Raw genomic sequence first — 25,027 nt, forward strand, 5'->3', positions numbered from 1 at the left:
GTTAAAGGTCAGCGCTTGTAGCCCCTGCCGTAATGGGCCTCGAGCCTGGCCTGCACCATCTCGAACATGAAGGACAGGATCCAGTAGATCAGCGCCGCCGTGGTCAGCATCTCGATATAGCGATAGCTGGCGCGGCCGAAGGACTGGGCCAGGAACATGATCTCCCACACGCCCATCACCGAGATGAGGGAGGAATCCTTCAGCATGGCGATGAACTGCGAGCCCGTGGGCGGGATGACGATGCGCATGGCCTGAGGCAGCACGATCTTCCACATGATCTGCAACCGGTGCAGGCCGAGCGAGGCGCCCGCCTCACGCTGGCCCAGCGGCACCGAAAGGATGCCGGAGCGGAAGATTTCGCTGAGATAGGCGCCATAGTTGAGCGACAGCGCGATGATGCCCGACGGGATAGCAGCAGGCACCGGCCCGATCTGCGGCAGGCCGAGATAGATCAGGAAGATCTGCACCAGGAGCGGCGTGCCGCGGAAGAACGAGGTGTAGAAAGTCGACAGGCCATAGAACAGGGCGCTGTTGGACAGACGCGCTAGGGACGACAGGAGCCCGAGCACGATCGACGCCGCTATGGCGAAGAAGCACACGAACAGCGTCAGCGCCGCGCCCTGGATGAAGCCATCCTTGGTCAGCCTGAACCCTGCCAGGGCAGGAAACTTGTCTAGGATGAAGGGAAAATCGAGGCCGAAGCTCAGGAAGAACAGCACGAACAGCGCCAACAGCACTGCCCAGACGCCAGCCACCCTGAGCTGAAAGAACCGGCCCCGTTTGTCGGTAACCTTGGGCGGGAGAAGCGTCCCGCCCTCGGCTGTTTCGATTGTCTCGCTTGCCACCAGATTACTGCTTGCTGGAGATGTCCTTGCCGACCCACTTGTCGGAGATCTTGGCCAGCGTGCCGTCGGCCTCCATAGCGGTGAAGATTTCCTTGATCTTGGCGTCCCATTCCGGATCGCCCTTGTCCACGGCAACCCAGATCGGTTCGGCATAGAGCGTGTCGCCGACCATCTTGAACTTGCCGTCGGACTTGGCAATGCGTTCCTTGGCGGTCAGATAGCCGCTGACGATCGCGTCGAGGCGCTTGCCGCCGCCGAGTCCCAGATCCTGGAAGGCGGTGTCTTCGGAATCGTAAGGCACGGCAGTCGCGTCGTCGAAGGGGAACTCCGGCTTGACCGGGTCCACGCCGGGAACGTCGATGACCAGCTGCTTTTCGATGTATTTTTCATAGGTCGTGCCGGCTTCGGCGCCGAGCTTCTTGCCGCTGAGGTCAGCGGCACTCTTGATGTCGTTGTTGTCGCTGTTGACGACGATGACAGCCGGCGCAGCATAGTACTCGTTGGTGAAGTCGAGCACTTCGGCGCGTTCCTTCGTCGGCGTCATCGAGCAGATGCAGATGTCCCAGCGGCCCTTCCAGTTGCCGGCGGTGATAATCGCCCAGGACGGGGTCTCGACCTTGAAGTCGACGCCGAGGCGCTTGGCGAATTCCTTCGCCACGTCGATGTCGAAGCCGTCCATCTCGCCCTTGTCGTTCATGAAGGAGAACGGCGGATATGCCTGGTCGGTTACTTCCAGGAGAACCTTGTTCTTCATCACGCGGTCTAGCGTCTCGCCGGCCTGAGCCGAAGCGACACCCGCCATCACGCAGCCCAGTGCGGCTGCCGCTGCAACAATCCGTTTCATCGTAAGGTTTCCCATTCTTGTGCTCATGGCCTGCGTTCCCGACGCTCTATCCCGGTCTTGCGTGCCGGCTTGGCCAATTTCAACCATGTCTATACAAACCCGGCAAGCTATCAAATGCCGACCCGCAAGAAAAAGGGGCCGGCTAAGCCGACCCCTTCCCAGAACTTCAATGCCTCAGTGATCCATCGCCTTGACGATTTCCTCTGTCATCTTCTTGGCGTCGCCCAAGAGCATCATCGTGCCGTCCTTGTAGAACAGCGTGTTGTCGATGCCAGCATAGCCGGAGCCGAGCGAGCGCTTGACGAACAGGCAGGTGCGCGCCTTGTCGACGTCGAGGATCGGCATGCCGTAGATGGGCGAAGACTTGTCGTCGCGCGCCGAGGGGTTAGTGACGTCGTTGGCGCCGATGACATAGGCCACGTCGGCCTGCGCGAACTCGGAGTTGATGTCCTCGAGCTCGAACACTTCATCGTAAGGCACGTTGGCCTCGGCGAGCAGCACGTTCATGTGGCCCGGCATGCGGCCGGCAACCGGGTGGATGGCGTATTTCACCTCGACGCCGTTGGCCTTCAGCTTGTCGGCCATTTCGCGCAAGGCGTGCTGCGCCTGCGCCACCGCCATACCGTAGCCCGGCACGATGATGACCTTCTGCGCGTTCATCATCAGATAGGCCGCGTCGTCGGCCGAGCCCTGCTTGACCGTACGCTCGACACCGTCGCCTGCGCTCACCGCTGCCGTCTCGCCGCCGAAGCCGCCGAGAATGACCGAGATGAAGGAGCGGTTCATGCCCTTGCACATAATGTAGGACAGGATCGCACCCGAGGAGCCGACCAGCGCGCCGGTGATGATCAGCGCCAGATTGCCCAGCGTGAAGCCCAGCGCCGCCGCCGCCCAGCCCGAATAGGAGTTGAGCATCGACACCACGACCGGCATGTCGGCGCCGCCGATCGGGATGATGAGCAGAACGCCAAGTGCCAGCGAGAGCAGCACGATCAGCCAGAACACGAAGTGGCTCTGGGTCACCACCAGCGCCACGATCAGCGCGACCAGCGCCGCGCCCAGCGCGATGTTGATGAGATGGCGTGCCGGCAACATGATCGGCTTTCCCGACATGCGTCCGTCGAGCTTCAGGAAGGCGATGACCGAGCCGGTGAAGGTGATGGCGCCGATGGCGACGCCCAGGCTCATTTCCACCAGCGCCTGGCCATGGATTGAGCCGAGCGCACCAATGCCGAAGCTTTCGGGCGCATACATAGCGGCCGCGGCAACCATCACGGCAGCAAAGCCGACGAGGCTGTGGAAGGCGGCAACCAGCTGCGGCATCGCGGTCATGGCGATGCGCCTGGCAACCACGGCACCCACGGTGCCGCCGACGGCCAGGCCGAGCACGATCAGTGCAAAGCCGCCCAACGACGGCGTGGCCAGGGCCAGCGTGGTGACGATGGCGATCGCCATGCCGATCATGCCGTAGATGTTGCCCTGGCGGCTGGTCGTCGGATGCGAGAGGCCGCGCAGCGCGAGGATGAACAGGATGCCGGAGACGAGATAGAGGAAGGAAGCGAGGTTCGCGTTCATGGCCGGCTCACTTTTCCTTCTTCTTGTACATGGCCAGCATGCGCTGGGTGACGAGGAAGCCGCCGAAGATGTTGACCGATACCAGCATGAGAGCGACGAAGCCGAAGCCGGTGGCCAGGCCCGAGGCCGCGATGCCGACCGCCAGAAGCGCGCCCACCACAATGACCGAGGAGATCGCGTTGGTCACCGCCATCAGCGGCGTGTGCAGCGCCGGGGTCACCGACCAGACGACGTAGTAGCCGACGAAGATCGCCAGCACGAAGATGGCAAAGCGGAAAACGAACGGATCGATCGCTCCGCCGGAAGCCGCGTGTGCGGCAGCCCCGGCTGCCTCAGCCGCGCCCTGTGTATGCACCAGGTCCTGGACACCGAGGCGCACGGCCGCGACCGCCTGGTCGAGCTGGTCGAGCGCCTGTTCGAGAGAGGTCTTGTCCATCACGCATCCCCCTTGGACTTCTTGACCGCAGGCTTCTTGGCTGCCGCCGGTTTCTTAGCCGCAGCCGGCTTGGCCGGTTTCTCGGCGGCCTCTGGCTTAGCCGGCGTTTCGGCCGCCTTCGCCGCTGCCTCGGCGAACGCCGGGTGCACGACCTTGCCGCCGTCGGTCAGCATGGTGGCCTTGACCAGCTCGTCCTCGCGATTGATCGCCAACTGTTTTGTCCCCTTGTCGACCATGGTCTCGAGGAAGGCAAAAAGGTTCTTGGCGTAGAGCAGCGAGGCCGAAGCCGCGACGCGGCCCGGCACGTTGAGATGGCCGACGATCTTCACGCCATTGTCGGTGGTGACGATCTTGCCGGGAACAGCGCCCTCGACATTGCCGCCGCGTTCGACGGCCAGATCGATCAGCACCGAACCGGGCTTCATCGAGGCTACCATCGCGGCCGAAACCAGCTTCGGCGCCGGGCGGCCGGGGATCAGCGCCGTGGTGATGACGATGTCCTGTTTGGCGATGTGCTCGGCGGTGAGTGCTGCCTGCTTGGCCTGGTACTCCTTGGACATTTCCTTGGCGTAGCCGCCCGCCGTCTCGGCTGCTTTGAACTCCTCATCCTCGACGGCCAGGAATTTCGCGCCGAGCGAGGCGACCTGCTCCTTGGCGGCCGGGCGGACGTCGGTGGCGGTGACGACCGCGCCGAGCCGACGTGCGGTGGCGATCGCCTGCAGGCCGGCAACGCCGACGCCCATGATGAACACCTTGGCCGCGGGCACGGTGCCTGCCGCCGTCATCATCATCGGCAGCGCGCGGTCATATTCGGCTGCAGCGTCGATGACTGCCTGATAGCCGGCAAGGTTTGCCTGCGAGGACAGCACGTCCATCACCTGCGCGCGGGTGATGCGCGGCATGAATTCCATGGAGAAGGCGGTGATGCCGGCCTTGGCCATTGCGGCGACCGCCGCGTCGTTGCCATAAGGGTCCATGATGGCGATGACCGCCGCGCCGGACTTGTAGCCCTTGAGCTCGGCATCGGTCGGGCGGCGCACCTTCAGCACCACGTCGGCCTTGGCCGCGTCGGCGGCCTTGCCGATCTTCGCGCCGGTAGTGGTGTAGTCGGCATCGGTGATGCGCGAGCTAAGCCCGGCGCCGGCTTCGACGATCACGTCGAAGCCGAGGCCAGTCAGCCGTTTCACCGTTTCAGGAGATGCCGCAACGCGCGGCTCGGAAGGATCGATTTCCTTCGGAATAAAGATCGTCTGTGTCACGGCGCGGCCCCCCTCGGCTAAAACACCATCGGCGTGGCCCGCCATGGCGCCGGGCCCAGCGCCTCAGAACGAATATGTGTTCCGGCTACCGGAGGATGAAACCGCCAACGGCACAGATGACGATGAACAGAACGGTCGCGGAGAAGAAGCCGGCGGTGGTGAAGAACCCGAAGGCCATCGCGATCATGAGAGCGACGCAGACGAGCACGCCGTACTTGGCGAGCACCAGGAACGTGGCGTAGGTGCGCTCATGCTCATGATAGTCCATCTGGGCGCCCGTTTCGACCGGACCGGCAGGCGAATGGTCAGCCATAAAAAAAACCTCCGAAAAGCTGTTTCTGCGCACATAGCGAAAAGCGGCGACTAGGGCAATGGCCGTGATGTCGCTATGCCCCGCCGACGGCGGGTCTGGTGAACGAATTCGCCCGGACGCGCCGCCGATCGACTCGTTTCGATGCCTAAGGCAGGAAAACCGGCAAATATTGCGTGTGCCATCTGCAACATGCGAAGCGGGAACGCAGCAACTCGCGCATTCGTGTTTTGGCCGGCCGGCTCAAGCTGTTAGACGTCCTAAATCTCAGCAACCAGCCCTACCCTTCTGCAATGAGGCGTGGCCGCCTGGAATAATCATGACGGATTCGATGCTTCGCATACTGGCGAGCGCCCTATGCCTCGCCTCCGCCATCCTGCCCATCGCGCAAGCGGCGCAGGCCTCCGACACGCCTTTGATCTGGACGCCAAGCCAGCTATCGGACTCATCCTATGCCATGCGCATGGGCAGCCATCTGCCAACGGAGCTGGAAGCTAGCGCCGGCACGGAGATCAGCTTCACCGATTTTCAGTGCGATTTCGCTCCTGCACGCACGGCGCATCCGGTCAAGTTCTGGAGTTCGGTGAGGGTCCCATCCCAGCGGAAAGACGGCGGCGACGCGCAGATCGAGGTCAGGCTGAACGGCCTCACCGGCCGTCGATCCGTCTGGCTGAGCAAGTCACGCTCGCTGGACCTGACGCCCGATCTGGCGGCGCAGATCGAAGACCTCTACAGCCTCGACTACGACCGCACCGCCAGCGACCACCGCGTAGACGCCCGCGCCAGCAAGACCATCCGCGTCCTTTCCAAAACCAAGGGAACATCGCTTTTTGCGCGCGGCACCCGCTCAAGCAGGGACCAGGAATGGCAGGCAAGCGTCGGCGTCGAACATAAGGTGATTCAAGGCGTCAACCTCAGCGCCAATATCGACAACCTTGCCGCCCAACGCCCCAGCGGCACCCTGCGCGCCAGCTACGCGCAGCGGTGGTAAGCCCTCGGCCGCAATTTATCCCGCCAGGTGCGGGAACAGGCCGGCAAGCCCGATGATGATGAGATAGAAGGCAACGATGTAGTTGAGCAGTCGCGGCATCACCAAAATGAGGATGCCGGCGATCAGCGAAACAAGTGGCGTTATGGCCAAGGTGGAAATGGTCATCTAGCTTCCCTTTTTACGGACGCCGGCAGAGGCCGGCGTCGCGACGTCCGAACCGAAGGGTGCAAAAGCGCTAATCGCAAACTTCGCGTCCCCAGCCAAAACGTCGAAGCCACCCAAAGGGTTCACTACAACTCTGATTTCCGGGAGTAACTTAGCCGGCGCAAGGCGCGCCGGAACCGTCACCCTCAGGCCGCGTCGCTATAGTACTTGGCCGTCGGCAGGATCGTCAGCGGGGCCACCTCACCCATCGCCGGTCTCTGGAACAGCATACGTTGCTCGAAGGCCGTCGAACGGAAGAACGGGAAACGCTGGATCGTGTCTTCCATATTGTCGGAGCAGCGCGATTGGTAAAGATGGACCGGCATCGTCAGGCCTGGATACATTCGCGGCTCGGCCGCTTGCACTGAACGGAAGATGCGTTGATAGAAGGCAGCGTGCTCTTCCTTGACCGCCGTCAGGCAAAAGGTCGGGTTGAAGTATTTGCAGGCTACCACCGCCAGCCGTAGCGTGATGTAAGGCAGCACGCGCAGCTGGCTCGACCACTGCAGGTCGGCGGCAAAGCGGCTGGGATCGATGAAGCTTTCGCCGGCGGCAACGCGCGGCTGGAGCTCGTCTGCAAACACTTCAGTGCTCGGCGCCACCGGAAATTCCGGGCTCGCATAATGGAGCCTGATTGTGCTGACGAGGTTCCCTTCGAAAAAAACGCCAAAGCGATAGGAATTCGGCATCTCGTCGTATTTGTCGGCCACCATGCGCGATGCATCGGGCTTGACCATGCCGACGTCGAGATAAGAGTTGTAGCGAAGCCTGTAGATGGCCTCCAAATCCTCACCGCCGTCGCATACGCGATACTCGATTCGCTCTAGAAGCGAGAAAATGTTGCGCGCAAAAGGCGAATGGACTTCCGTCTCACGCGCACGCGCGCCAACGCCGTCCGTCGCCGGTCCTGTATTCCGCATTTCTGGTCGTACCCCCTGTCCACCACGGACAAGGTAAACGATGCGTTTTTGCGATCAAACATAAAACTTGATGCAATCCCGTTTACCTATCGTTAACCTTAATATTTCGGCAAGATGTCGAGAGTTCGACCGAAGGGCCCGATTGCTGGAAAACTAGACGCGAGTGGTGGTTTTGGCCGCAACCTTGTCGTCGCTGGCAAATGGCCAGATCGTGCTGGACATGGTTTCAATGCCAGAGGCGCTAAGCGCCGAGCCGAACAAAAAGCCCTGCAGGAGATCGGGCTTGACGGTCAATGCGAGTAACTTCAACTGCTCGAAGGTCTCGACGCCTTCGACCGTGACGGCCAGCCCCAGAGGGCGAGAGAGATCGACGATTCCCTTGAGCAGTTCCAGGGAGCGCTTGTTGCGCGTCACGTCGATGAGGAAGCTGCGATCGATCTTGATCTTGTCCAGCGGCAGCTTGTGCAGATAGCTGAGGCTCGAATAGCCGGTGCCGAAATCGTCCAGCGCGATCCGTACGCCAAGCTGCTTGATCTCTTCGATATACTGTCGGGTTTGCGACTTGTCGTCGAGGAGCACCGTTTCAGTGACCTCGATTTCCAGTCGATGCGGCGCCAGGCCCGCGGCGGCCAGCGCCCCGGCGACCTTCTCAACCACCTCCCGGGAGCGGAAGTCCTTGGCCGAGAGATTGACCGACACGCCAATCTGCCCCGGCCACTTCATGCATTCCTGGCAGGCGGCATGCAGCACGAAGGTGCTGATGTCGGAAATGATACCCATTTCTTCGGCTAGCGGGATGAATATGGCCGGCGAGATGGGACCGAGTTCGGGATGGTCCCAGCGGCACAGCGCCTCGCAGCTGGCAATGCGCATGGTCTCCATCGCCACGATCGGCTGAAACACAACGCGCAGCCCCTTGGCCTCGACGGTGGTGCGCAAATCGGCTTTCAGGAGCTGCTTGTCACGGAACGCCGCATCCATGGCCAGCTCGAACAGCCGCCAGCCGTTTTTGCCAAGCTCCTTGGCCTTGTACATGGCCAGGTCCGCCTTGACGATCATCGAGTCGACATCGCCGTCCTCGACCCGAGAAAGCACCGCTCCGCCGCTGGCTTGAATACGCAGCACGTGGCCGGCCACATCCACATCACCCTGCAGACCGGCAAAGATGCCGTCCAGCATGGCCGCCAGGTGGGTTTCATCTTCAACCCGGTTGAAGAAGACCATGAATTCGTCGCCGCCAAACCGGCTGACTTTGATGTCGTCGCCCGCCATGGCCGCGAGCCGCTCGGCCGCGGCATAGATCAGGCCGTCGCCGACAGGATGTCCCAAGGTGTCGTTGACGCTTTTGAAATCGTCGAGATCCAGGACGGCAAGCGCGCACAGGCGCTCGCGGTCACCGGCAGACAGGAGCTCCGCCACGATCTCGTGGAAATAGGCTCGATTCGGCAGGTCGGTCAGGTTGTCGTAACGGGCCATGGTGCGGATCTTCTCTTCCGCCTCCACACGCTGGGTAACGTCCTCGAAAGTGATGACGCCGAGTTCCTGATCGCCTTCACGCGCGGAAAACTCGTAGTGCTGGCCGTTCGTAAATGAAACCAGGACCTTGCGGTCCCGCCCCTCGCGCAGCGCCCGCGTCAGCTGGGCCTCGACATATCGGCAATCGCTCGCCGCCAGCATGCCTCCCGCCACGCCGCGCTTGAGCAGCGAATGGATGGATCGCCCGAGCAGGGCATCGGGCGACTTGACCGACATGAGGTGAGCCGCTTCGGCATTGGCGACCACCACGTTTCCGTCAGGCCCGAGCATGACCAGGCCGTGGGACATGGTGTTGAGCGCACGATTGAAGCGCTGGGCGTATTGCTTGGCCTGCTTCTGGCCGACCACGGCCGAGAACAGCACGCTGCGCACATTGGCAGCGCTGGCCTTGATGATGAAGAAGAACGGAATAATGAGCAGGCCAAGCACGATATGCGGCGTGTCGAGCCGCAGGATCAGCGCCAGTGCAATCGGCCCGACGAAGGTGGTGGCGAAGATTGCCACCATGCGCGGTGATCCGTAATTGCGGCCGACCACGGAGACGATGGAACCCAGCACCACCGAAGCGGCACCTAATTCGGCGTACGCATCGTGATAGATGTAGATCGCCACGAAACCGAACGTGCCCAGCAGAAAGCCCTGGATCGCGCCCTTGAAGATATAGTCCCGCTCCCAGCGCCAGGCCGATTCTGCGTCATCGATTGTCCCGACGCGATGAAATCTGAGCAGGCTGAGATAGCGCCACGCACCAACGGCCAGCAAAGCTACCGCCATCGCGACGAAAAACGTCTCGCCGCTCCTCCAATAGACCATATAGGCGATCAGGCCGTGGCAGATGGCGCCCACGAGCACCATGTGCACGTTGTCGAAAAGCGAGCGAATGAACTGAACGTAGACGTCGACAGGGACGTCGTCGGTTCGCTTTTTGACCATCACCTGCGACCCAAATGAGCCTTGCTTATCTCATGCCCCCCTTAAGAAAGGCTTATAAATCCCCGGAAAACCGGCATTTGCAATTGGTTCAGCACCTTTGGAGGAGATGAAGAGCGGGTGGATGCCCCGCTCATTCGGCGGCCTGCAACTCTGCAGCGACCGGAGCGGTGAAGCGCTCTATCAAACGCGCCCTTTCGCCGGCCGCCTTGGCAGCGTTGGCCTGCTTGACATGGCCATAGCCGCGGATGAGCGCCGGCACCGATGCCAAGGCCGTCGCCGCCTCAATCCTCCCCGCCGAAAGGGAGCCGCGGATCAGGTCAAGGTCGCCTTCGTATTGCGCCAAGAGCCCGCGTTCCATGCGTCGCTCGGCAGTGTAGCCGAAGACGTCGAAGGCCGTGCCGCGCAGGCCCTTGAGCGCCGCAAGCACGCCAAACCCCTTCATCATCCAGGGGCCGAAACTGGATTTGCGCGGCTTGCCGTCGGCATCGCGGCGACCGAGGATCGGCGGCGCCAGATGAAACTCCAGCCGCTCGTAGCTCCCGAACTGCGCTGCGAGCTGGCGCGCAAAGGAGCCGTCGGTGTAGAGCCGCGCGACCTCGTATTCGTCCTTGATCGCCATGAGCTTGAACAGGTTTTTCGCCGCCGCCTCGGTCACGACGATGGAGCCGGGCGAAGCCTTGGTTTCCGCCGCGCGCACCGCCTCGATGCGCTGGCGATAGCGCTCTGCATAGGCCGCGTTCTGGTAGCCGGTCAGGAACTCGATGCGGCGTGCGATGATCTCGTCCAGCGTCTGCGCAGGCGCCGCTTCGACGGCAGACCGGCCCGGTTGGGCGATCAGCCCGCGCACGAAATCCGGCTCGTGCGCCGCACGCCGTCCCCAGCGGAAGGCGGCCACGTTCATGGCCACCGCCTGGCCGTTGAGCTCGATGGCCTTCTCGATTGCCTCGGCCGAAAGCGGCAAGCCGCCATGCTGATAGGCGAAGCCGAGCATGAACATGTTGGCGCCCAGCGAATTGCCGAAAAGCGCGGTCGCCGTGCGCGTGGCGTCAAAGAAATGCGAGCGCTCCTCGCCCGCCGCATCGCGGATGGCCTTCTTCAGCCGCTCGGTGGGCAACGAAAAATCGGCCGAGCGGGCGAATTCGCCCGGCATAACTTCGGCCGTGTTGGCGACGAAGATGGTGTGCCCGTCGCGGACGGCGGCCAGCACCTTCTGAGCGCCCGAGACGACGAGGTCGCAGCCCAGGATGAGATCGGCCTTGCCCGCCGAAACGCGGATGGCGTTGATGTCCTCCGGCGTCGCGGCAATGCGCACATGGGTGAAGACCGAGCCGCCCTTCTGCGCCAGCCCCGCCATGTCGATAAGGCCGCAGCCCTTGCCTTCGAGATGCGCCGCCATGCCGAGGATGGCGCCGACCGTCACCACGCCGGTGCCGCCGACGCCGTCGATGATCGACGACCAGCCATTGCCGAGCGCAAACGCTTTCGGCTCCGGCACGCCCGCCAGCGGGTCGGATTTGCCGGCAATGCCTTCGGCCTTGCGGATCTTGGCGCCATGCACCGTCACGAAGGACGGGCAAAAGCCGTTGACGCAGGAAAAGTCCTTGTTGCAGCTCGACTGGTCGATCTTGCGCTTGCGGCCGAACTCGGTCTCCACCGGCTGGATCGACACGCAGTTCGATTGCACGCCGCAATCGCCGCAGCCTTCGCAGACCAGCTCGTTGATGAAGACGCGCTTGTCCGGATCAGGGAACGTGCCCCGCTTGCGGCGACGGCGCTTCTCGGCCGCGCAGGTCTGGTCGTAGAGCAGGATCGACACGCCCTTGACCTCGCGCAACTCGCGCTGCACCCAGTCGAGTTCGTCGCGGTGATGGATCGTGACGCCTGCCGGAAATTCGACGTGGCCGGCATATTTGCCCGGCTCGTCGGTGACCACGGCAATGCGGTCGATGCCCTCGGCGCGCACCTGTCGCGCAATCATGTCAACAGTCAGCCCGCCCTCATGCGGCTGGCCGCCGGTCATCGCGACAGCATCGTTGTAGAGGATCTTGTAGGTGATGTTGGTGCCGGCGGCGATCGCGAAACGGATCGCCAGTGTGCCGGAGTGATTGTAGGTGCCGTCCCCGAGATTCTGGAAGATGTGGTCGCGCTTGGAGAACGGCGCCTGGCCGATCCATTGCACGCCTTCCCCACCCATGGCGGTAAAACCGATCGTCGAGCGGTCCATCCAGAGCGCCATGAAGTGGCAGCCGATGCCGGCGGCTGCGATCGAGCCCTCCGGCACCTTGGTCGAGGTATTGTGCGGGCAGCCGGAGCAGAAGAAGGGCGTGCGCGCGCCCACGTCCTTGGTGTCTGCCAGCATCGCCTGGAACTGGCGCAGCCGGCTGACATGGGCCGAAATTTCCTCCGAAGGCCCAATCACCTTCAGGATGTGCTCGCCGAGCGCGATCGCGATGTCGTTGGGGTCGAGCGCGCCCTTGGCCGGGAACAGCCAGCTGCCGCGCTCGTCCTTCTTGCCGATGACGATGGGCTGCGTCGCCGTGTTGTAGAGGTTTTCGCGCACCTGCACTTCGATCAGGGAACGCTTTTCCTCCACCACGATGACCGTTTCCAAGCCGCGCACGAATTCGGCGATGTGATCCAGATCGAGCGGCCATGGAGCGCCGACCTTGAAGAGGCGGACGCCGAGCTGGCTGGCTCGGCTCTCATCAATGCCGAGATCGTCCAGCGCCTGGCGCACGTCGAGATAGCTCTTGCCGACGGTGATGATGCCAAGCTTGGCCTTCGAGCCGCCGGAATAGACGATGCGATTGAGCTTGTTTGCGAGGATGAAGGCGCTGGCCGCCGCGCGCTTGTATTCGTGAAGGCGCGCTTCCTGGCCGAGCTGGTCGAGCTCGTTGCGGATGTTGAGGCCGCCGGGCGGCATGTCGAATTCCGGCAGCACGATGTTCAACCGGTCGAGCGAGGCATCCACCGAAGCCGTCGATTCGATGTTGTCCTTCACGCATTTGATGGCCGTCCAGGTGCCGGAGAACCGCGACATGGCATAGCCGTAGAGGCCGTAGTCGATCAGCTCCTGCACACCCGCCGGGTTCAGGATCGGCATCATCGTGTCGACGAACAGGAATTCGGTGGCGTGCGCATTGGTCGAGGATTCGGCCATGTGGTCGTCGCCCATCAGGGCAAGCGCGCCGCCATATTTCGACGAGCCGGCAAGGTTTGCATGGCGGAACACGTCGCCCGAGCGATCGACGCCCGGCCCCTTGCCGTACCAAAGCGTGAAGACGCCGTCATGCTTGCCTTCGCCCAGCACTTCGGCCTGCTGCGAGCCCCAGCAGGCGGTCGCGGCCAGTTCCTCGTTGAGGCCCGGTTCGAAGACGACGTTCGACTGCTTAAGCTGCGCCTTGGCCTTCCAGAGCTGCAGGTCGAGCCCGCCCAGCGGCGAGCCGCGATAGCCGGAAACGAAGCCCGCCGTATCCAGCCCCGCGCGCCGGTCGCGCTCGCGCTGCATCAGCAGCATGCGCACCACGGCCTGGGCACCGGACAGGAAGACACGCTCCTTGCCGAGGTCGAATTTGTCGTCGAGGGCAACGTCGTGCAGCGTCATCGGGGCATTCCTCTGCGACCGGGCGACTCGTAACCGCAGCGATCGAAACAGCATGGTTACTGTTTCTTTACTTGACGATCAGGTCAAACGAAAAGCGCCACCCTTCACAGAGTGCAAGAACCACAGCCGCAGATTGACTGGACAAGCGCAGAGAATGCCCAGCTCTCCGGACAGATATTTCCCCAGCTTTCTGAAACCGCCGCCGCTCAGCTGCCGGGCGCCGGGCAGGAAACGCCACGCCCGGTGGGCAACCGGCCATCGGGATGACCTGCCAGCTCCGGGTTCGGATCGTAGCCGGGCCCGACCACCAGCGGCCGGTCCGGCAGCACGCTCTCGTCCTGCGACGAGACCATGGTCGTCTCGATATCCTGCAGCACGCCGCCACCGGCTTTCTCGATGCGGATCGAGACCTTGTAGGGATGATCCTTCACCACGCATTCGAGCGGCGGGCTTTCGATGGTCACCTTCTGGTTGTTGGGGAACAGCTTCTGGCTCACCACCAATGGCTCGCCTCCAGCCGGGTTTTCGAAGGTGGTGACGGCCATCAGGCCCTCGGCGATGGGCTGCAGGGGGTTCAGGTTCATCACATAGGTCACCGTCGAGACGCGGTAGTTGAACACCATCAGGCGCCCTGAAATCTCGAACATCTTGCTGGTGTCGCGTTGGCAGGCGCCGAGCAACAGCGGCGCAGCAAGCAGGGCGACCACGAATGGCCGCATATATGTGTGGTCAGACATACGAAACCTCCTCCCTTTGCCGGCGATAGTGGCGCTTGGCCTTCTGGCGGTTGCCGCACACGGCCATGTCGCACCACAGGCGGCTCGAGTTGCGGCTGCGGTCGATGAACAGCCAGTTGCAGTTCGGGCAGATCCTGAGCCGCCGCAGATTGTCGGCCGACATCAGCGACAGCGCCGAAACGGCCAGCGCCGCCTCCAGCGCCAGCGGCTTGCCGGGATCGCCGAAAGGTTTTTCCGACGCACCGAAATGCTCGTCGTGGCCGGCAAGCCCATCGCTGCAGGCCCGAAGAAACTCCGGCACATCCATCGTGGCCACCTCGCCCTGGCCGACGACGTTGCGAAACAGCCGGTCGGTCGTTTCGCGGATGGCGAGCACGGTGGGAAGGATCGTCTCGGCGTCACTCACCGCCAGCTGCCGCGCGCCGAGCTCTGCCGCACGAAAACGCGTGGCGGCAGCGGCAAAGCGCGGCAGCTCGGCCGCCTGCTCGAAACGGTCGAAGGTGCGCTCCGGATCGCCACGCAGGACGACGGTGTTGGCGGCATCGAGCGCCAATACGCCACCGGAAAAGCGATGCTGGGTCCATGAAACGGTCATACAGCAACTCTAACCGGTAAATTGCCTTTGACAAGTTAGATTTTTGGACGCAGCTTTATTTCATGAACATCGCTGCGCGGCGGATGGATGAGGCATGCTTTATTTCTTCCAGCAATTCCTCAACGGCCTGCATATGGGCGCAATCTACGCTCTGCTTGCCTTCGGCTATGTGCTGGTCAATGGCGTGCTGCATCGGACCAACCTCGCCCATGGCGCGATCTTCGCTTTCAGCGGACAGACCATGATCCTCATCGCCGTCTTCGGCTGGCAGGTGTTGTGGATGACACTGCCGATGACGCTTGCCGTCGCCATCACCGCGACCTTCGCCTATGCGGCGCTCACCGGCCTCGTGCTGTCGCGCAACGTGTTCGAGCCGCTGGCGAAGAGCTCGCCCAACGCCATCGTCGTCGCCACGCTGGGCGTTTTGCTGTTCCTGACCGAGCTTGCCCGCATCTCGGCCCAGACGCATGATTTCTGGTTGCCGCCGATGCTCTCCACGCCGGTCGTCTTCGCCGAGGGCGGCGGCTACAAGGTCACCCTCACAGTCATGCAACTGCTGAATTGCGGCCTGATAGTCGCGGCCCTCGTGGCGTCCGGCCTGATGCTCGCCCGCACGAGTTTCGGCCGCGACTGGCGCGCGGTCTCCGACGATCCGGCGGCCGCCGCCATGTGCGGCATCGACACGAGCCTGGTCTTTCGCGGCGCGATCCTGCTTGGAACGCTTTGCGCGGCGCTGGCCGGCATCCTGGCAGCACTTTACTTCGGCAATATCGGCTTCAGCAGCGGCCTGGTGTTCGGCCTGAAGATCCTCTTCGTCACGGCCGTCGGCAGCTACCGCTCCCCGGTCCAGGCGGCCATCGGTGCGGCCTGCTTCGGCATCGCCGAGTCCCTCTGGAGCGGCTATTTCCCCATAGAATGGCGCGATGGCTGGATATTCCTGTTCCTGGTGGTGATGCTGGTGCTGCGGTTCAGCGGAGGGGAGACGCTGCAATCTTCCCGCCTCAATACCTAGGGCAAGTTCACGACCATTCCCCTGGACGGATATTTCTTCGGCTGTGCGCCGGAAACTCTGTTGGAAACCCGCCGGAATATCGCCTATTTTAGCGGCAAAGTGCCATTGCGATTTTCAGATGAAAGCAGCTTTCAAAATGCACCAGCCGCTCGTTGCAGTCTCTACCGATGTCCGCCAGTTCGAAAACTACACCTGGCATGCCGCACCCTTCCAGTATCTCGAGGCTGCCATCGTCGGCGCCGGCGTCACCCCGGTGCTGGTTCCCAATTTCGGTGATCGCATCGATCTCGACCGAGTGCTCGATTCGGTCGATGGCGTGATGCTCACCGGCTCCAAGTCGAACGTGCATCCCCCGCTCTATGGCGAGGAAGCCACCGAGGCCAACGGCCCCTACGACCTCGACCGTGACGCGACCACCCTGCCGCTGATCCGCAAGGCGATCGAGCGCGGCGTGCCGCTTCTGGCCATCTGCCGCGGCATCCAGGAGATGAACGTGGCGCTGGGCGGCTCGCTCGCCACGGAGATCCAGGACCGCGAAGGCGCGCTCGACCACCGCGCACCGGTGAGCGACAAGCAGGACGAGCGTTTCGCCATCCGCCAGAAGATTTCGATCAAGCCCGGAAGCTGCCTTGCCGGTGTGTTCGGCGCGGGCGAGGTGATGGTCAACTCCGTGCATCGCCAGGGAGTGGATCGCCTGGGCGGCCGGCTGCAGGTGGAAGCAGTCGCCGAGGACGGCACCGTCGAAGCGGTGTCAGTCAAGGATTCCCACGCCTTTGCCGTGGGTGTGCAGTGGCATCCGGAGTATTGGGTGAAGTCGGACAGCGCCTCGGAGCGCATCTTCAAGGCCTTCGGCGACGCCGTGCGCCAACACGCAGCCGCCCGCGACGGCGCGCGTCAGGCCGCGGAATAATCTGGCCCTCGAGATCAGTTCGCGATCAATCATGCCCGCGGGGTCAAACCTCGCGGGCATTTTCATTTCTAGGTTCTGGGCTTTGCCGCCACATGTGCGGTCTCGGCGACAGGCGTCAGCGCGTTGCCGTCCGAGAACCAGGAAATCAGGTTGTCGACCACCAGATCGGCCATGGCATTGCGCGTATGCACCGAGGCCGAGCCGACATGCGGCAGGAGCACCGCATTGGGCAGGTCGATCAGCCCCTGCGGCACATGCGGCTCCTCGGCGAAGACGTCGAGCCCCGCGGCACGGATAGTGCCGTCGCGCAGCGCCTCGACCAGCGCATCTTCGTCCACCGTGCTGCCGCGACCGATATTGATGAACACGCCATCGGCCCCGAGCGCCTTGAAGATCCGGGCATTTACGATCTTTTCCGTCGCCGCACCGCCCGGCACCACCGAAATCAGCGTGTCGACCGATTCGGCCAGTTCCTCGAGGCTCGGATAGCAGGGATAGGCCAGTCCTTCGACCGGCCGGCGGTTGTGATAGGCGATCGACAGCCCGAACGTCTCCAGCCGCTTGGCAATCGCCATGCCGATCCGGCCCATGCCGAAAATGCCGGCGCGGCGGCCGCGCAGCGTCATGGGCGTCAGAGGATAATTGCCCTCCTTCTCCCAGCGGCCGGCGCGCAGATAGGCTTCGGCGCGCGGCAGTTCCCGCACGGTGTTGAGCAGCAGGCCGAGCGCGGTGTCGGCCACCTCCTCGGTCAGCACGTCGGGCGTGTTGGTCACCACCACGTCCTTGCTTCCGGCATAGGCGGCATCGATCGCGTCGTAGCCGACGCCGAAAGACGCGATGATCTCAAGATTGGGCAAAGCGTCGATGAAGGCCGCGCCAAGTGGCTCCAGAAAACCCATGGCCGCCACGCCGCGCACATCGCGCTTCATCTCGGGCGTCAGCAGGTCAGGCTGCACATGGTCGATGCGCACCATGCGGAACGTCTGGTCGATGCGCTGCACGGAGCGTTCGTGCAAACGACCCGGCACCAGGATCGTCACGGGACGTTTTTCGGTCATTTCCTCTCCACCGGCTTGCCGGTCGATTGCCGGACATGCAGCTCCGGCCGGATCAGCTCCTGTGAAGGCCTCACCGGCTGGCCGTTCAGCTTGTCGAGCAGCGCGCTTGCGGCGCGGCGGCCCACTTCGCGCTGGCCGTTCCACACGGTCGTCAGCGCTGGCGTTGCGATGGCCGCTTCCTCGAGGTCGTCATAGCCGGTGACGGAGATGTCGATACCCGGCACGAGCCCGGCGCGGGCAATGCCGTTCATCAGGCCGATGGCGACGAGATCGTTCCAGCACACGGCGGCGGTCGGCTTGTCCTTCAGCGCCAGGAACTGGCTGGCCGCCTCGAACCCCGCCTGCTTGGTGCGCGGGCCCGGAATGCGCCATGCCGGATTGACCTCCAGCCCCGCGGCTTCCATCGCCTTGAGATAGCCCTGATAGCGGTCGCGGCCGGTCGACGTCTGGTCCGTGCCGCCGATCATGGCGACGCGCTTGTGGCCCAGCGAGATGAGATGGTTGGTGGCAAGGCCGGTGCCATAGGCATCGTCGCCGCGGAACACCGGCACATTCGCCCCCTCCACCGTACGCGCAATCAGCACCGCCGGCAGGCCGTTTTCCTCGGCCATGATGATGTCCTCGGCCGGCGTGCCGATAGCGGGCGACATGATCACCCCGTCAGCGCCAAGCTGCAGCAGCGTGTCGATGAAGGTGCGCTGCTTTTCGAGGTCGTCATAGTGGTTGGAAAGGATGAAGGTCTGGCGGCTGCGATCGAGCTCGCTTTCGATCGAGCGCAGGATTTCCGCAAAGAAGGGGTTCATGATGTCGTGGACGACGACCCCCACAATGCCCGACCGCGAAGTACGCAGGGATGCGGCGCGGCGGTTGTAGATATAGCCTATGGCGCGCGCATGTTCCTTGATCTTGTCCCGCGTCGCGTCGGCGACCAGCGGACTGTCGCGCAAGGCAAGCGACACGGTTGCGGTGGAAACGCCGAGCGCATCGGCAATAGTCGAGAGCTTGATCTTCTGTGCCAGCACGTCCTCCCGGCCCACAGGGCGCATGGCATTGAGACATTTAAACAGTTTAAATGCCTATATGCCACCGACCGCTGGCAAATCAAAGCTTTTTTGCCAGGTCCTCGTCCTCGGACATCAGGAGGGTGCGGTTCTTCAGTCGCAGTCGGTGCTCGCGGTGTACGATATAGAGGCCGCTCGCCACGATGATGCCGGCGCCGGCGAGCGTCCATTTGTCCGGCAGCTGGCCGAAGATCATATAGCCGAAGCCGATCATCCAGACCATTTGCAGGTAAGGATAGGGCGCCAGCGCGGTGGTTGTCGCCTGCTTGTAGGCCTTGATCAGCAGCCAGTGGCCGAAGCCGCCGAAAAAGCCGAGCAGCAGCAGGATCATCCAGTGGAACGCATCCGCCGGCAGCACGGCGGTGTAGACGCCCACCGGCAGCATCAGCAGCGCGGGCGCCAGTGCCGAATAGAAGATCAGGCTTTCGGGCGTCTCGGTCGCGCTCATATGCCGGGTCATGATGACATAGAGGCAGTAGCTGATGGTCGAGCACACCGCATAGACGTGGCCGATCTGGAAGGCGGCAACGCCCGGCCGGGTGATGACCAGCACGCCGACGAAGCCGGCCAGGATCGCCATCCAGCGCCGCCAGCCGGCCCATTCGCCCAGCAGCGGCCCGGCAAGGGCGGTGATCACCATCGGCGCAAAGAAGTAGATCGAGGTGGTCTCGGCCAGCTGCAGCGTCTTCAGCGCCGCGAAATTGAAGATGGTCGAGCCGAACAGGAAGATGCCGCGCAGCACCTGCATGGGCAGGTTCTTGACCCGGAACATGCCGGGATTGGCCCAGCTGCGGAACAGCAGCAGCGCCAGCACCACATGGACCGCAAAGCGCACCCAGGAAATGAAAGGCGCCGGCAGCCCCGACAGCACCAGATATTTGGCGTTGGAATCGAGGCAGGAGAACATGAATCCGGCGCTGAAGACGAGCAGGATCGCCGCGGTCGGGGTCGCCTGCTCGTGGGTGGCTGTGGTGGTGCTCACGGAAGTGGGATCGCTCACTGGGTTTATTCGCCTGCTTGTGAGCGAGGTGGCTGGCGCGCGCAAGCCCAATTGGCTGGTCCAACAGCAATGCGACACGCCTGTGGCGTTGGCGCCGCAGGCTCAGCCGTGCATGCGCGCGCCCTTGATGATCTTGTCGACGATCTTCTTGTCGGCGCGAAGTGCTATGCCGACGACCTTTGCCTCGGGCGGCGCGAACTGCGCAAAGACAGCTCGGTTGGCCTCGTCGTGGCCGGTCGCGAACATTTCCTCGATATAGAGCGAGGTCTTCACCCCACGATCCAGCGAGCGCCGATGAATGTTGGCCATCGTCTCGCCATCCGCCGACAACACGATCACCGGCTGTACGGACAGCGGGTTGTAGGCGTTGCCTGCGGCATCCACATAAGGCTCACCGATGACATCCGGAGACTGGGCGACGATGCCGCTTGCCAGGAATGCTGTTACGTTGAGTTTCTGCCAGACGGCGAGGTCTTCGCGCAGGACGATTGCAAGCTTGGTGTCGAACATGGAAATTCCCGGTTGGTGGCTATGAACGGACAGAGCCGATGCCGAACCATCTAGACATTGACGCCGCGCAGCGTCTTGGACGTTTGTGCGTGGACGACCGCGAGAACCGCATCGTGCCCGCTCCGGCGCTGAGCGGCATGGAACGCATCGAGGCAAGGTTCCACGGCGAGGCCTATGCCCTGCACCGCCACGACACCTATGCGATCGGCGTCACCCTGAACGGCGTTCAGACCTTCCGCTATCGCGGGCGAAGGCGGTACAGCCAGCCCGGCCAGGTGCTCGTGCTCCATCCCGACGAGTTGCACGACGGCGGCGCGGGAACCGAGGAAGGCCTGCGCTACCGGATGCTCTATCTCGAGCCGTCTCTGCTGCTCGATTGCCTCGGCACCGAGGGCAGCTCGCTGCCCTTCGTCCGCGATCCGGTCCTGACCGACGAGGCGCTTTGCGCCACGCTGCTTTCTGCGCTCGGCCCGCTCGACCAGACGCTGGACGAATTGTTCCTCGATGATTTCGTGGCGCAGCTGGCGCGCAGCCTTGCCAGGCATGCCGGCCAGCCGCCCAAACCGCTCGGCAAGCCTGCCCTGACGGCGGCGTACCTTGCCCGCGACTATCTCGAAGCCAATGCCGAGCGACTCGTGCGCTCAGACGAGCTGGAATCCGTGACCGGCCTCGACCGCTATGCGCTGTCGCGCCATTTCCGGGCCGTGTTCTCGACCAGCCCGCATCGCTTTCTGGTCATGCGCCGCCTGCAGCGCGCCCGCCGCATGATCGAAACGGGCGAACCGTTGGCCGAAACTGCGGTGGCCACCGGCTTTACCGACCAGAGCCACCTCAACCGGCAATTCAAGAAAGCTTACGGCGTGACGCCCGGGCGCTGGGCCGCGCTTGTACGGCCAAGCCCGCTTGCTGTTGCGCCCGCTCTAAGCTGAATACGAAGCGCTATTCGGCCGCCTCGGCGTGCAACTCGACCTCGTGCTCTTCGTCGGCCTCGATTTCGGCGGCGTGGGAAAGATTGGCCTCGATTCGCGACAGAAGCTTGCCCAGAAGCTTCTGCTCCTTCTTGTCGAAGCCGCGGAAGGCCTGTTTTTCGGTCTTGCGCACCGACTTCTCGATCGAGCGGATGGTTTCGCGGCCGTGCTCGGTCAGGAACACATGGGCCTGGCGGGCATCTGCTTCGGAAGCACGCTTTTCGAGGAAACCCTGCGCCTGAAGCCGATTGATGGTCTTGGTTACCGTCGGCGGCCGAACGCCGAGGCGAGAGGCGAGCTGGCCGGGCGTCTGCCCGTCCTCATTGTTGAGCGCCAGCATGATCTGGTCCTGCCCGGCATAGAAGCCGTATTCCAGCAACCTTGCCGCAAGTGCCGTCCGCGACAGCCTCGCCGCCGAATGCAGCCGGCTCATGGTCGCGCTTTTGTCTGCCTTGGCCATCCTTCACCTCTTAAGGCCGCGCCGACCCCCTCGGCACAGAATAGTGCAGCCGGCTCAATTGGCAATAATAACAAAGTGCCAGTTGTCGCGCGGCCTTTGCCGGCAATCACGGTACCACGCAAGGCGCTAATGCCAGAGAGACGTAACGGTTAGATGACAAAGTAATTTGCTTCGCCAGGCAACCGGTCGCTAGCCGGCGTCAATTGCCACGATCAGCAACGCCTCATAGGCACCCACCGCCTCGCGCAGCGCCGCCTGGGAAAGCGGCCCGGCGCGCCGGGCGATTCCGTCGTCCTTGTTGAACACGTCGCGCCTGTGAGGCCGGTGGTTATAGGGCGCAACGCTGGTGAAGAGATGCTCGCTGAGGTCGTCAGGGAAGAACAATTGCCCGGTCATAACCGATTTGTCGTCCGGGAACACCTTGAAATGGATATGGGTGGTGCGCCCGCTATACCAGCCGGGGTAGATCGTCCTGAACATGACGATGCCGCGCTCGTCCGTATGCTGGGTGCCGCGCAGGAACTTTTGGCCTGACGTGTCGATGTTGCCGCTGTCGCCCTGCTCCGGATAACCGGAGTAAATGCCCTTGGCATCGCAATGCCAGATGTCGACCCGCGCCTTGGCCAGCGGCCGGCACTGGGCGTCCACCGCCTGAAAGCGCACCACCAGCGGCACGCCCTTTCGCCCCTCGGTGATGTCCTGCCGCTCCAGCTCGGGATCGAGATAGAACGGGCCCTCGGTGACTTCCGGCGTGATCGAGCAGACACCTGCGTCCGGCATCAGCAGCGAGGTGTCGGCTTGCGGCGATTGCTGCGCCAGCGCCTCGGCGGGCACAAAGGCTCCGCCCGCCGCGGTTACTGCAAGCAGGCCAAGCGCCTGGCGGCGGTTGATTTGCAGTCCGGATGGTCTTTTCACGGTCATGGCATTTCCCTGTGAAACAAACGGTCCACCATTTATCTATGTAGGCCAGCGCCACAGCCCCAGTGAATTTTCGGCAATGCAGGCCCTATCGGCCGCGCCGATTGGCAGGTGCAAAAGCGAAATCGCCGTCCTATATGGAGCCCAACCATCCATTCGAGGACCACCATGAGCGAAGCACAGACGCAGATTCCCGTAACGGTGCTCACCGGCTATCTCGGCTCGGGCAAGACCACGCTGCTTAACCGCATCCTCTCCGAAAACCATGGCAAGCGCTATGCCGTCATCGTCAACGAGTTCGGCGAGATCGGCATCGACAACGACCTGATCGTGGAATCCGACGAGGAAATCTACGAGATGAACAATGGCTGCGTGTGCTGCACGGTTCGCGGCGACCTGATCCGCGTTGTGGAGGGCCTGATGCGCCGTCCCGGCCGCTTCGACGCCATCGTGGTGGAAACCACGGGCCTCGCCGACCCGGTGCCTGTGGCGCAGACCTTCTTCATGGACGACGACGTCCGCTCCAAGACCAAGCTCGACGCCGTGGTCGCGCTGGTCGACGCCAAGCATCTGCCGCTGCGCCTGAAGGACAGCCGCGAGGCCGAAGACCAGATCGCCTTCGCCGACGTGGTGCTGCTCAACAAGACCGACCTGGTCACGCCCGAGGAGCTGCGCGACGTGGAGGCCACGATCCGCGCCATCAACCCCGCCGCCACCATCCACCGCACCACCCGCGCCGGCGTGCCGCTGGAAACGGTGCTCGACCGCGGCGCCTTCGATCTCAAGCGCGTGCTGGAGAACGACCCGGATTTCCTCGAAGCGCACGACCATGACCACGATCATGAGTGCGGCCCCGACTGCGGCCACGACCATCATCACCACCACGATCATGATCATGACCATGATCACGACCACCACCACCACGATCATGCCTCGCCCATCCATGACGTGACGGTGCAGTCGGTTTCGCTGCGCGGCGGCGAGATGGACCAGAAGAAATTTTTCCCCTGGATCGAGAAGGTCACCCAGCTCGAGGGACCGAACATCCTGCGCCTCAAGGGCATCATCGCCTTCAAGGACGACCCGGACCGCTACGTCATCCAGGGCGTGCACATGATCGTCGAGGGCGACCACCAGCGCGCCTGGAAGGACGACGAGAAGCACGAGAGCCGCCTCGTCTTCATCGGCCGCAAGCTGGATGCCGAGCGCCTGCGCAAGAGCTTCGACGCCTGCCAGGCCGCCTGATAGTGGCTGGCGCGGCTACTCGCGCCACGCCTTCCTTGTCTGCTCGATCAAGGTCGGATAAGCCCGGGTGCTTCCTCGGAAGCACCCGTTGTATTTCATAGGAACGCGCCCATGCCCACCGTCGCCCCGCTGGACCTCGAAGGCCACTGCATTGCCACCGCCTTCCTCGGCGGCGTGCCGCATTTCGCGCTGGCCGACGGTGTGGTTCACCGGCTCGACCATGGCCACAAATGGACCGAGCTGCACGACGGTCTTCTGTCCACGGCCTACGATCCGGCCCGCTCGCGGCTCATCACCGGCGGCGAGGACGGCAAGGTCTGCGCGCTTGGCGCGGGCGACACGGTCGAGACCCTGGCCGAAATCGGCAGGAAGTGGATCACCAGCGTCGCCGCCGGCCCGCAGGGCGCCATTAGCTACGCCACCGGCAAGACCGCCAGCGTGCGCTTTGCCGACGGCAAGGTGAAGGATTTCGTCCATCCCCGCTCGGTCGAGGGACTGGCCTTCGCACCCAAGGGCATGCGCATCGCCGTTGCCCGCTACAATGGCGCAACGCTGCATTTCCCGGCCACCGAGGGCAAGCCGGTGGAGCTGGAATGGGCCGGCGCCCACACCGGCGTCACCTTCTCGCCCGACGGCAACTACCTCGTCACCACCATGCAGGAAAACGCCCTGCACGGCTGGCGCCTTTCCGATGGCAAGCACATGCGCATGAGCGGCTATCCGCTGAAGGTCAAAAGCATGTCCTGGAGCGTCAAGGGCAAGTGGCTGGCAAGTTCCGGCGCGCCGGCGGCCATCGTCTGGCCCTTCGTCGGCAAGGATGGCCCGATGGGCAAGGCGCCGCTGGAACTCGGCACGCGCGGCAACGCCGCCGTTACCTGCGTGGCCTGCCACCCGAGCGAAGAGATCGTCGCCGTTGGCTACAATGACGGCATGATCATTGCCGCCCGTTTCGCCGACCAGAAGGAAGTGCTGCTGCGCCGCCCCGGCAAGGGCGCCATCACCTCCATGGCCTGGGACGACGAAGAGCGGCGCATCGCCTTCGGCTCCGAGACCGGCGACTGCGGCGTGATCGATATTGCGGGCTGATTAACTCTCA

24 protein-coding genes are annotated in these 25,027 nt (G+C 63.3%); 6 read left to right on the forward strand and 18 right to left on the reverse strand.

From position 1 onward, the window contains the following. Window positions 1–8: 8 nt before the first annotated feature. The 6 genes from M2281_RS20920 to M2281_RS20945 all read right to left on the reverse strand — a co-directional run bounded on the left by M2281_RS20920 (window position 9) and on the right by M2281_RS20945 (window position 5,272). Entirely contained in the window at window positions 9–845 is an 837-nt protein-coding gene (locus M2281_RS20920; RefSeq protein ID WP_280823115.1) for an amino acid ABC transporter permease, read from the reverse strand. A gap of 4 nt (window positions 846–849) precedes the next feature. Next, entirely contained in the window at window positions 850–1,689 is an 840-nt protein-coding gene (locus M2281_RS20925) for a transporter substrate-binding domain-containing protein (protein ID WP_280823116.1), read from the reverse strand. 174 nt (window positions 1,690–1,863) lie between these two features. Then, a complete protein-coding gene (locus M2281_RS20930) occupies window positions 1,864–3,264 on the reverse strand; it encodes an NAD(P)(+) transhydrogenase (Re/Si-specific) subunit beta (protein ID WP_280823117.1) in 1,401 nt (466 codons plus the stop codon). A 7-nt stretch (window positions 3,265–3,271) separates the two neighbouring features. Next, window positions 3,272–3,700, reverse strand: a complete 429-nt coding sequence (locus M2281_RS20935) for a proton-translocating transhydrogenase family protein (protein ID WP_280823118.1) — start codon at window positions 3,698–3,700, stop codon at window positions 3,272–3,274. Further along, window positions 3,700–4,959 carry a Re/Si-specific NAD(P)(+) transhydrogenase subunit alpha gene (locus tag M2281_RS20940; RefSeq protein ID WP_280823119.1) on the reverse strand — a complete coding sequence of 420 codons (1,260 nt, stop codon included), beginning with the start codon at window positions 4,957–4,959 and terminating at the stop codon, window positions 3,700–3,702. The genes M2281_RS20935 and M2281_RS20940 overlap by 1 nt, the downstream gene beginning before the upstream one ends. An 85-nt stretch (window positions 4,960–5,044) precedes the next feature. Beyond that, window positions 5,045–5,272 carry an aa3-type cytochrome c oxidase subunit IV gene (locus tag M2281_RS20945; RefSeq protein WP_280823120.1) on the reverse strand — a complete coding sequence of 76 codons (228 nt, stop codon included), beginning with the start codon at window positions 5,270–5,272 and terminating at the stop codon, window positions 5,045–5,047. 316 nt (window positions 5,273–5,588) lie between these two features. Between M2281_RS20945 and M2281_RS20950 the strand changes: the two genes are divergently transcribed. Then, window positions 5,589–6,260 carry a hypothetical protein gene (locus M2281_RS20950; RefSeq protein WP_280823121.1) on the forward strand — a complete coding sequence of 224 codons (672 nt, stop codon included), beginning with the start codon at window positions 5,589–5,591 and terminating at the stop codon, window positions 6,258–6,260. A gap of 15 nt (window positions 6,261–6,275) precedes the next feature. On the opposite strand, the gene M2281_RS20955 is transcribed toward M2281_RS20950, so the two are convergent. From M2281_RS20955 to M2281_RS20980, 6 genes are all read right to left on the reverse strand, one after another. Continuing rightward, the gene (locus tag M2281_RS20955; protein WP_280823122.1) at window positions 6,276–6,425 is read right to left on the reverse strand and encodes a DUF3096 domain-containing protein; all 150 of its coding nucleotides are present in this window, start codon (window positions 6,423–6,425) and stop codon (window positions 6,276–6,278) included. 185 nt (window positions 6,426–6,610) lie between these two features. Continuing rightward, window positions 6,611–7,384, reverse strand: coding sequence for an N-acyl amino acid synthase FeeM domain-containing protein (locus tag M2281_RS20960; RefSeq protein WP_280823123.1), 774 nt, complete (start codon window positions 7,382–7,384; stop codon window positions 6,611–6,613). Between the two features lie 153 nt (window positions 7,385–7,537). Further along, the gene (locus tag M2281_RS20965; RefSeq protein ID WP_280823124.1) at window positions 7,538–9,853 is read right to left on the reverse strand and encodes a putative bifunctional diguanylate cyclase/phosphodiesterase; all 2,316 of its coding nucleotides are present in this window, start codon (window positions 9,851–9,853) and stop codon (window positions 7,538–7,540) included. Between the two features lie 130 nt (window positions 9,854–9,983). Then, window positions 9,984–13,511: an indolepyruvate ferredoxin oxidoreductase family protein gene (locus M2281_RS20970; protein WP_342394271.1), complete on the reverse strand. Its 3,528-nt coding sequence runs from the start codon at window positions 13,509–13,511 to the stop codon at window positions 9,984–9,986. A gap of 152 nt (window positions 13,512–13,663) precedes the next feature. Then, entirely contained in the window at window positions 13,664–14,194 is a 531-nt protein-coding gene (locus tag M2281_RS20975; protein WP_280823126.1) for a hypothetical protein, read from the reverse strand. After that, a complete protein-coding gene (locus tag M2281_RS20980; protein ID WP_280823127.1) occupies window positions 14,187–14,789 on the reverse strand; it encodes a CGNR zinc finger domain-containing protein in 603 nt (200 codons plus the stop codon). The genes M2281_RS20975 and M2281_RS20980 overlap by 8 nt, the downstream gene beginning before the upstream one ends. A 94-nt stretch (window positions 14,790–14,883) precedes the next feature. On the opposite strand from M2281_RS20980, the gene M2281_RS20985 reads away from it, so the two are divergent. Together M2281_RS20985 and M2281_RS20990 are read left to right on the forward strand one after the other, a co-directional pair. Then, window positions 14,884–15,801: a branched-chain amino acid ABC transporter permease gene (locus tag M2281_RS20985; protein WP_280823128.1), complete on the forward strand. Its 918-nt coding sequence runs from the start codon at window positions 14,884–14,886 to the stop codon at window positions 15,799–15,801. Between the two features lie 136 nt (window positions 15,802–15,937). Next, window positions 15,938–16,711, forward strand: coding sequence for a gamma-glutamyl-gamma-aminobutyrate hydrolase family protein (locus tag M2281_RS20990; protein WP_280823223.1), 774 nt, complete (start codon window positions 15,938–15,940; stop codon window positions 16,709–16,711). 68 nt (window positions 16,712–16,779) lie between these two features. Here the strand turns inward: M2281_RS20990 and M2281_RS20995 are convergent, their stop codons facing one another. From M2281_RS20995 to M2281_RS21010, 4 genes are all read right to left on the reverse strand, one after another. Then, window positions 16,780–17,769 (reverse strand): 2-hydroxyacid dehydrogenase, encoded by a 990-nt coding sequence (locus M2281_RS20995; protein WP_280823129.1) that lies wholly within the window; start codon window positions 17,767–17,769, stop codon window positions 16,780–16,782. Further along, a complete protein-coding gene (locus M2281_RS21000; RefSeq protein WP_280823224.1) occupies window positions 17,766–18,788 on the reverse strand; it encodes a LacI family DNA-binding transcriptional regulator in 1,023 nt (340 codons plus the stop codon). The genes M2281_RS20995 and M2281_RS21000 overlap by 4 nt, the downstream gene beginning before the upstream one ends. Before the next feature lie 82 nt (window positions 18,789–18,870). Continuing rightward, window positions 18,871–19,812: a DMT family transporter gene (locus M2281_RS21005; protein WP_425537776.1), complete on the reverse strand. Its 942-nt coding sequence runs from the start codon at window positions 19,810–19,812 to the stop codon at window positions 18,871–18,873. A gap of 120 nt (window positions 19,813–19,932) precedes the next feature. Further along, window positions 19,933–20,340 (reverse strand): DUF2000 family protein, encoded by a 408-nt coding sequence (locus tag M2281_RS21010; RefSeq protein WP_280823131.1) that lies wholly within the window; start codon window positions 20,338–20,340, stop codon window positions 19,933–19,935. A gap of 38 nt (window positions 20,341–20,378) precedes the next feature. Here M2281_RS21010 and M2281_RS21015 point away from each other — a divergent pair, with 38 nt between their 5' ends. After that, window positions 20,379–21,269, forward strand: a complete 891-nt coding sequence (locus tag M2281_RS21015; RefSeq protein ID WP_280823132.1) for an AraC family transcriptional regulator — start codon at window positions 20,379–20,381, stop codon at window positions 21,267–21,269. Window positions 21,270–21,279: 10 nt separating this feature from the next. On the opposite strand, the gene M2281_RS21020 is transcribed toward M2281_RS21015, so the two are convergent. Both M2281_RS21020 and M2281_RS21025 read right to left on the reverse strand, forming a co-directional pair. Continuing rightward, on the reverse strand, window positions 21,280–21,768 hold the full coding sequence (locus M2281_RS21020) for a MarR family winged helix-turn-helix transcriptional regulator (RefSeq protein ID WP_280823133.1): 489 nt from the start codon (window positions 21,766–21,768) through the stop codon (window positions 21,280–21,282). 189 nt (window positions 21,769–21,957) lie between these two features. Further along, a complete protein-coding gene (locus M2281_RS21025) occupies window positions 21,958–22,689 on the reverse strand; it encodes an intradiol ring-cleavage dioxygenase (protein ID WP_280823134.1) in 732 nt (243 codons plus the stop codon). Window positions 22,690–22,854: 165 nt separating this feature from the next. On the opposite strand from M2281_RS21025, the gene M2281_RS21030 reads away from it, so the two are divergent. Beyond that, a complete protein-coding gene (locus M2281_RS21030) occupies window positions 22,855–23,931 on the forward strand; it encodes a CobW family GTP-binding protein (protein WP_280823135.1) in 1,077 nt (358 codons plus the stop codon). A gap of 111 nt (window positions 23,932–24,042) precedes the next feature. Further along, window positions 24,043–25,017 carry a WD40 repeat domain-containing protein gene (locus tag M2281_RS21035; protein WP_280823136.1) on the forward strand — a complete coding sequence of 325 codons (975 nt, stop codon included), beginning with the start codon at window positions 24,043–24,045 and terminating at the stop codon, window positions 25,015–25,017. Window positions 25,018–25,027 lie beyond the last annotated feature (10 nt).

Source organism: Pseudaminobacter soli (ex Li et al. 2025), from assembly GCF_029892515.1.
In the GTDB taxonomy this organism is placed as follows: Bacteria; Pseudomonadota; Alphaproteobacteria; order Rhizobiales; family Rhizobiaceae; genus Pseudaminobacter; species Pseudaminobacter soli_A.

Excerpts from the sequence above, each read along its gene's own strand:
- M2281_RS20925 (WP_280823116.1), bottom strand. The coding sequence starts at position 1,689 with ATGAAACGGATTGTTGCAGCGGCAGCCGCACTGGGCTGCGTGATGGCG.
- M2281_RS20930 (WP_280823117.1), bottom strand. The coding sequence starts at position 3,264 with ATGAACGCGAACCTCGCTTCCTTCCTCTATCTCGTCTCCGGCATCCTG.
- M2281_RS20935 (WP_280823118.1), bottom strand. The coding sequence starts at position 3,700 with ATGGACAAGACCTCTCTCGAACAGGCGCTCGACCAGCTCGACCAGGCG.
- M2281_RS20945 (WP_280823120.1), bottom strand. The coding sequence starts at position 5,272 with ATGGCTGACCATTCGCCTGCCGGTCCGGTCGAAACGGGCGCCCAGATG.
- M2281_RS20950 (WP_280823121.1), top strand. The coding sequence starts at position 5,589 with ATGACGGATTCGATGCTTCGCATACTGGCGAGCGCCCTATGCCTCGCC.
- M2281_RS20955 (WP_280823122.1), bottom strand. The coding sequence starts at position 6,425 with ATGACCATTTCCACCTTGGCCATAACGCCACTTGTTTCGCTGATCGCC.
- M2281_RS20960 (WP_280823123.1), bottom strand. The coding sequence starts at position 7,384 with ATGCGGAATACAGGACCGGCGACGGACGGCGTTGGCGCGCGTGCGCGT.
- M2281_RS20965 (WP_280823124.1), bottom strand. The coding sequence starts at position 9,853 with ATGGTCAAAAAGCGAACCGACGACGTCCCTGTCGACGTCTACGTTCAG.
- M2281_RS20970 (WP_342394271.1), bottom strand. The coding sequence starts at position 13,511 with ATGCTGTTTCGATCGCTGCGGTTACGAGTCGCCCGGTCGCAGAGGAAT.
- M2281_RS20975 (WP_280823126.1), bottom strand. The coding sequence starts at position 14,194 with ATGTCTGACCACACATATATGCGGCCATTCGTGGTCGCCCTGCTTGCT.
- M2281_RS20980 (WP_280823127.1), bottom strand. The coding sequence starts at position 14,789 with ATGACCGTTTCATGGACCCAGCATCGCTTTTCCGGTGGCGTATTGGCG.
- M2281_RS20985 (WP_280823128.1), top strand. The coding sequence starts at position 14,884 with ATGCTTTATTTCTTCCAGCAATTCCTCAACGGCCTGCATATGGGCGCA.
- M2281_RS20990 (WP_280823223.1), top strand. The coding sequence starts at position 15,938 with ATGCACCAGCCGCTCGTTGCAGTCTCTACCGATGTCCGCCAGTTCGAA.
- M2281_RS20995 (WP_280823129.1), bottom strand. The coding sequence starts at position 17,769 with ATGACCGAAAAACGTCCCGTGACGATCCTGGTGCCGGGTCGTTTGCAC.
- M2281_RS21010 (WP_280823131.1), bottom strand. The coding sequence starts at position 20,340 with ATGTTCGACACCAAGCTTGCAATCGTCCTGCGCGAAGACCTCGCCGTC.
- M2281_RS21015 (WP_280823132.1), top strand. The coding sequence starts at position 20,379 with ATGCCGAACCATCTAGACATTGACGCCGCGCAGCGTCTTGGACGTTTG.
- M2281_RS21020 (WP_280823133.1), bottom strand. The coding sequence starts at position 21,768 with ATGGCCAAGGCAGACAAAAGCGCGACCATGAGCCGGCTGCATTCGGCG.
- M2281_RS21025 (WP_280823134.1), bottom strand. The coding sequence starts at position 22,689 with ATGACCGTGAAAAGACCATCCGGACTGCAAATCAACCGCCGCCAGGCG.
- M2281_RS21030 (WP_280823135.1), top strand. The coding sequence starts at position 22,855 with ATGAGCGAAGCACAGACGCAGATTCCCGTAACGGTGCTCACCGGCTAT.
- M2281_RS21035 (WP_280823136.1), top strand. The coding sequence starts at position 24,043 with ATGCCCACCGTCGCCCCGCTGGACCTCGAAGGCCACTGCATTGCCACC.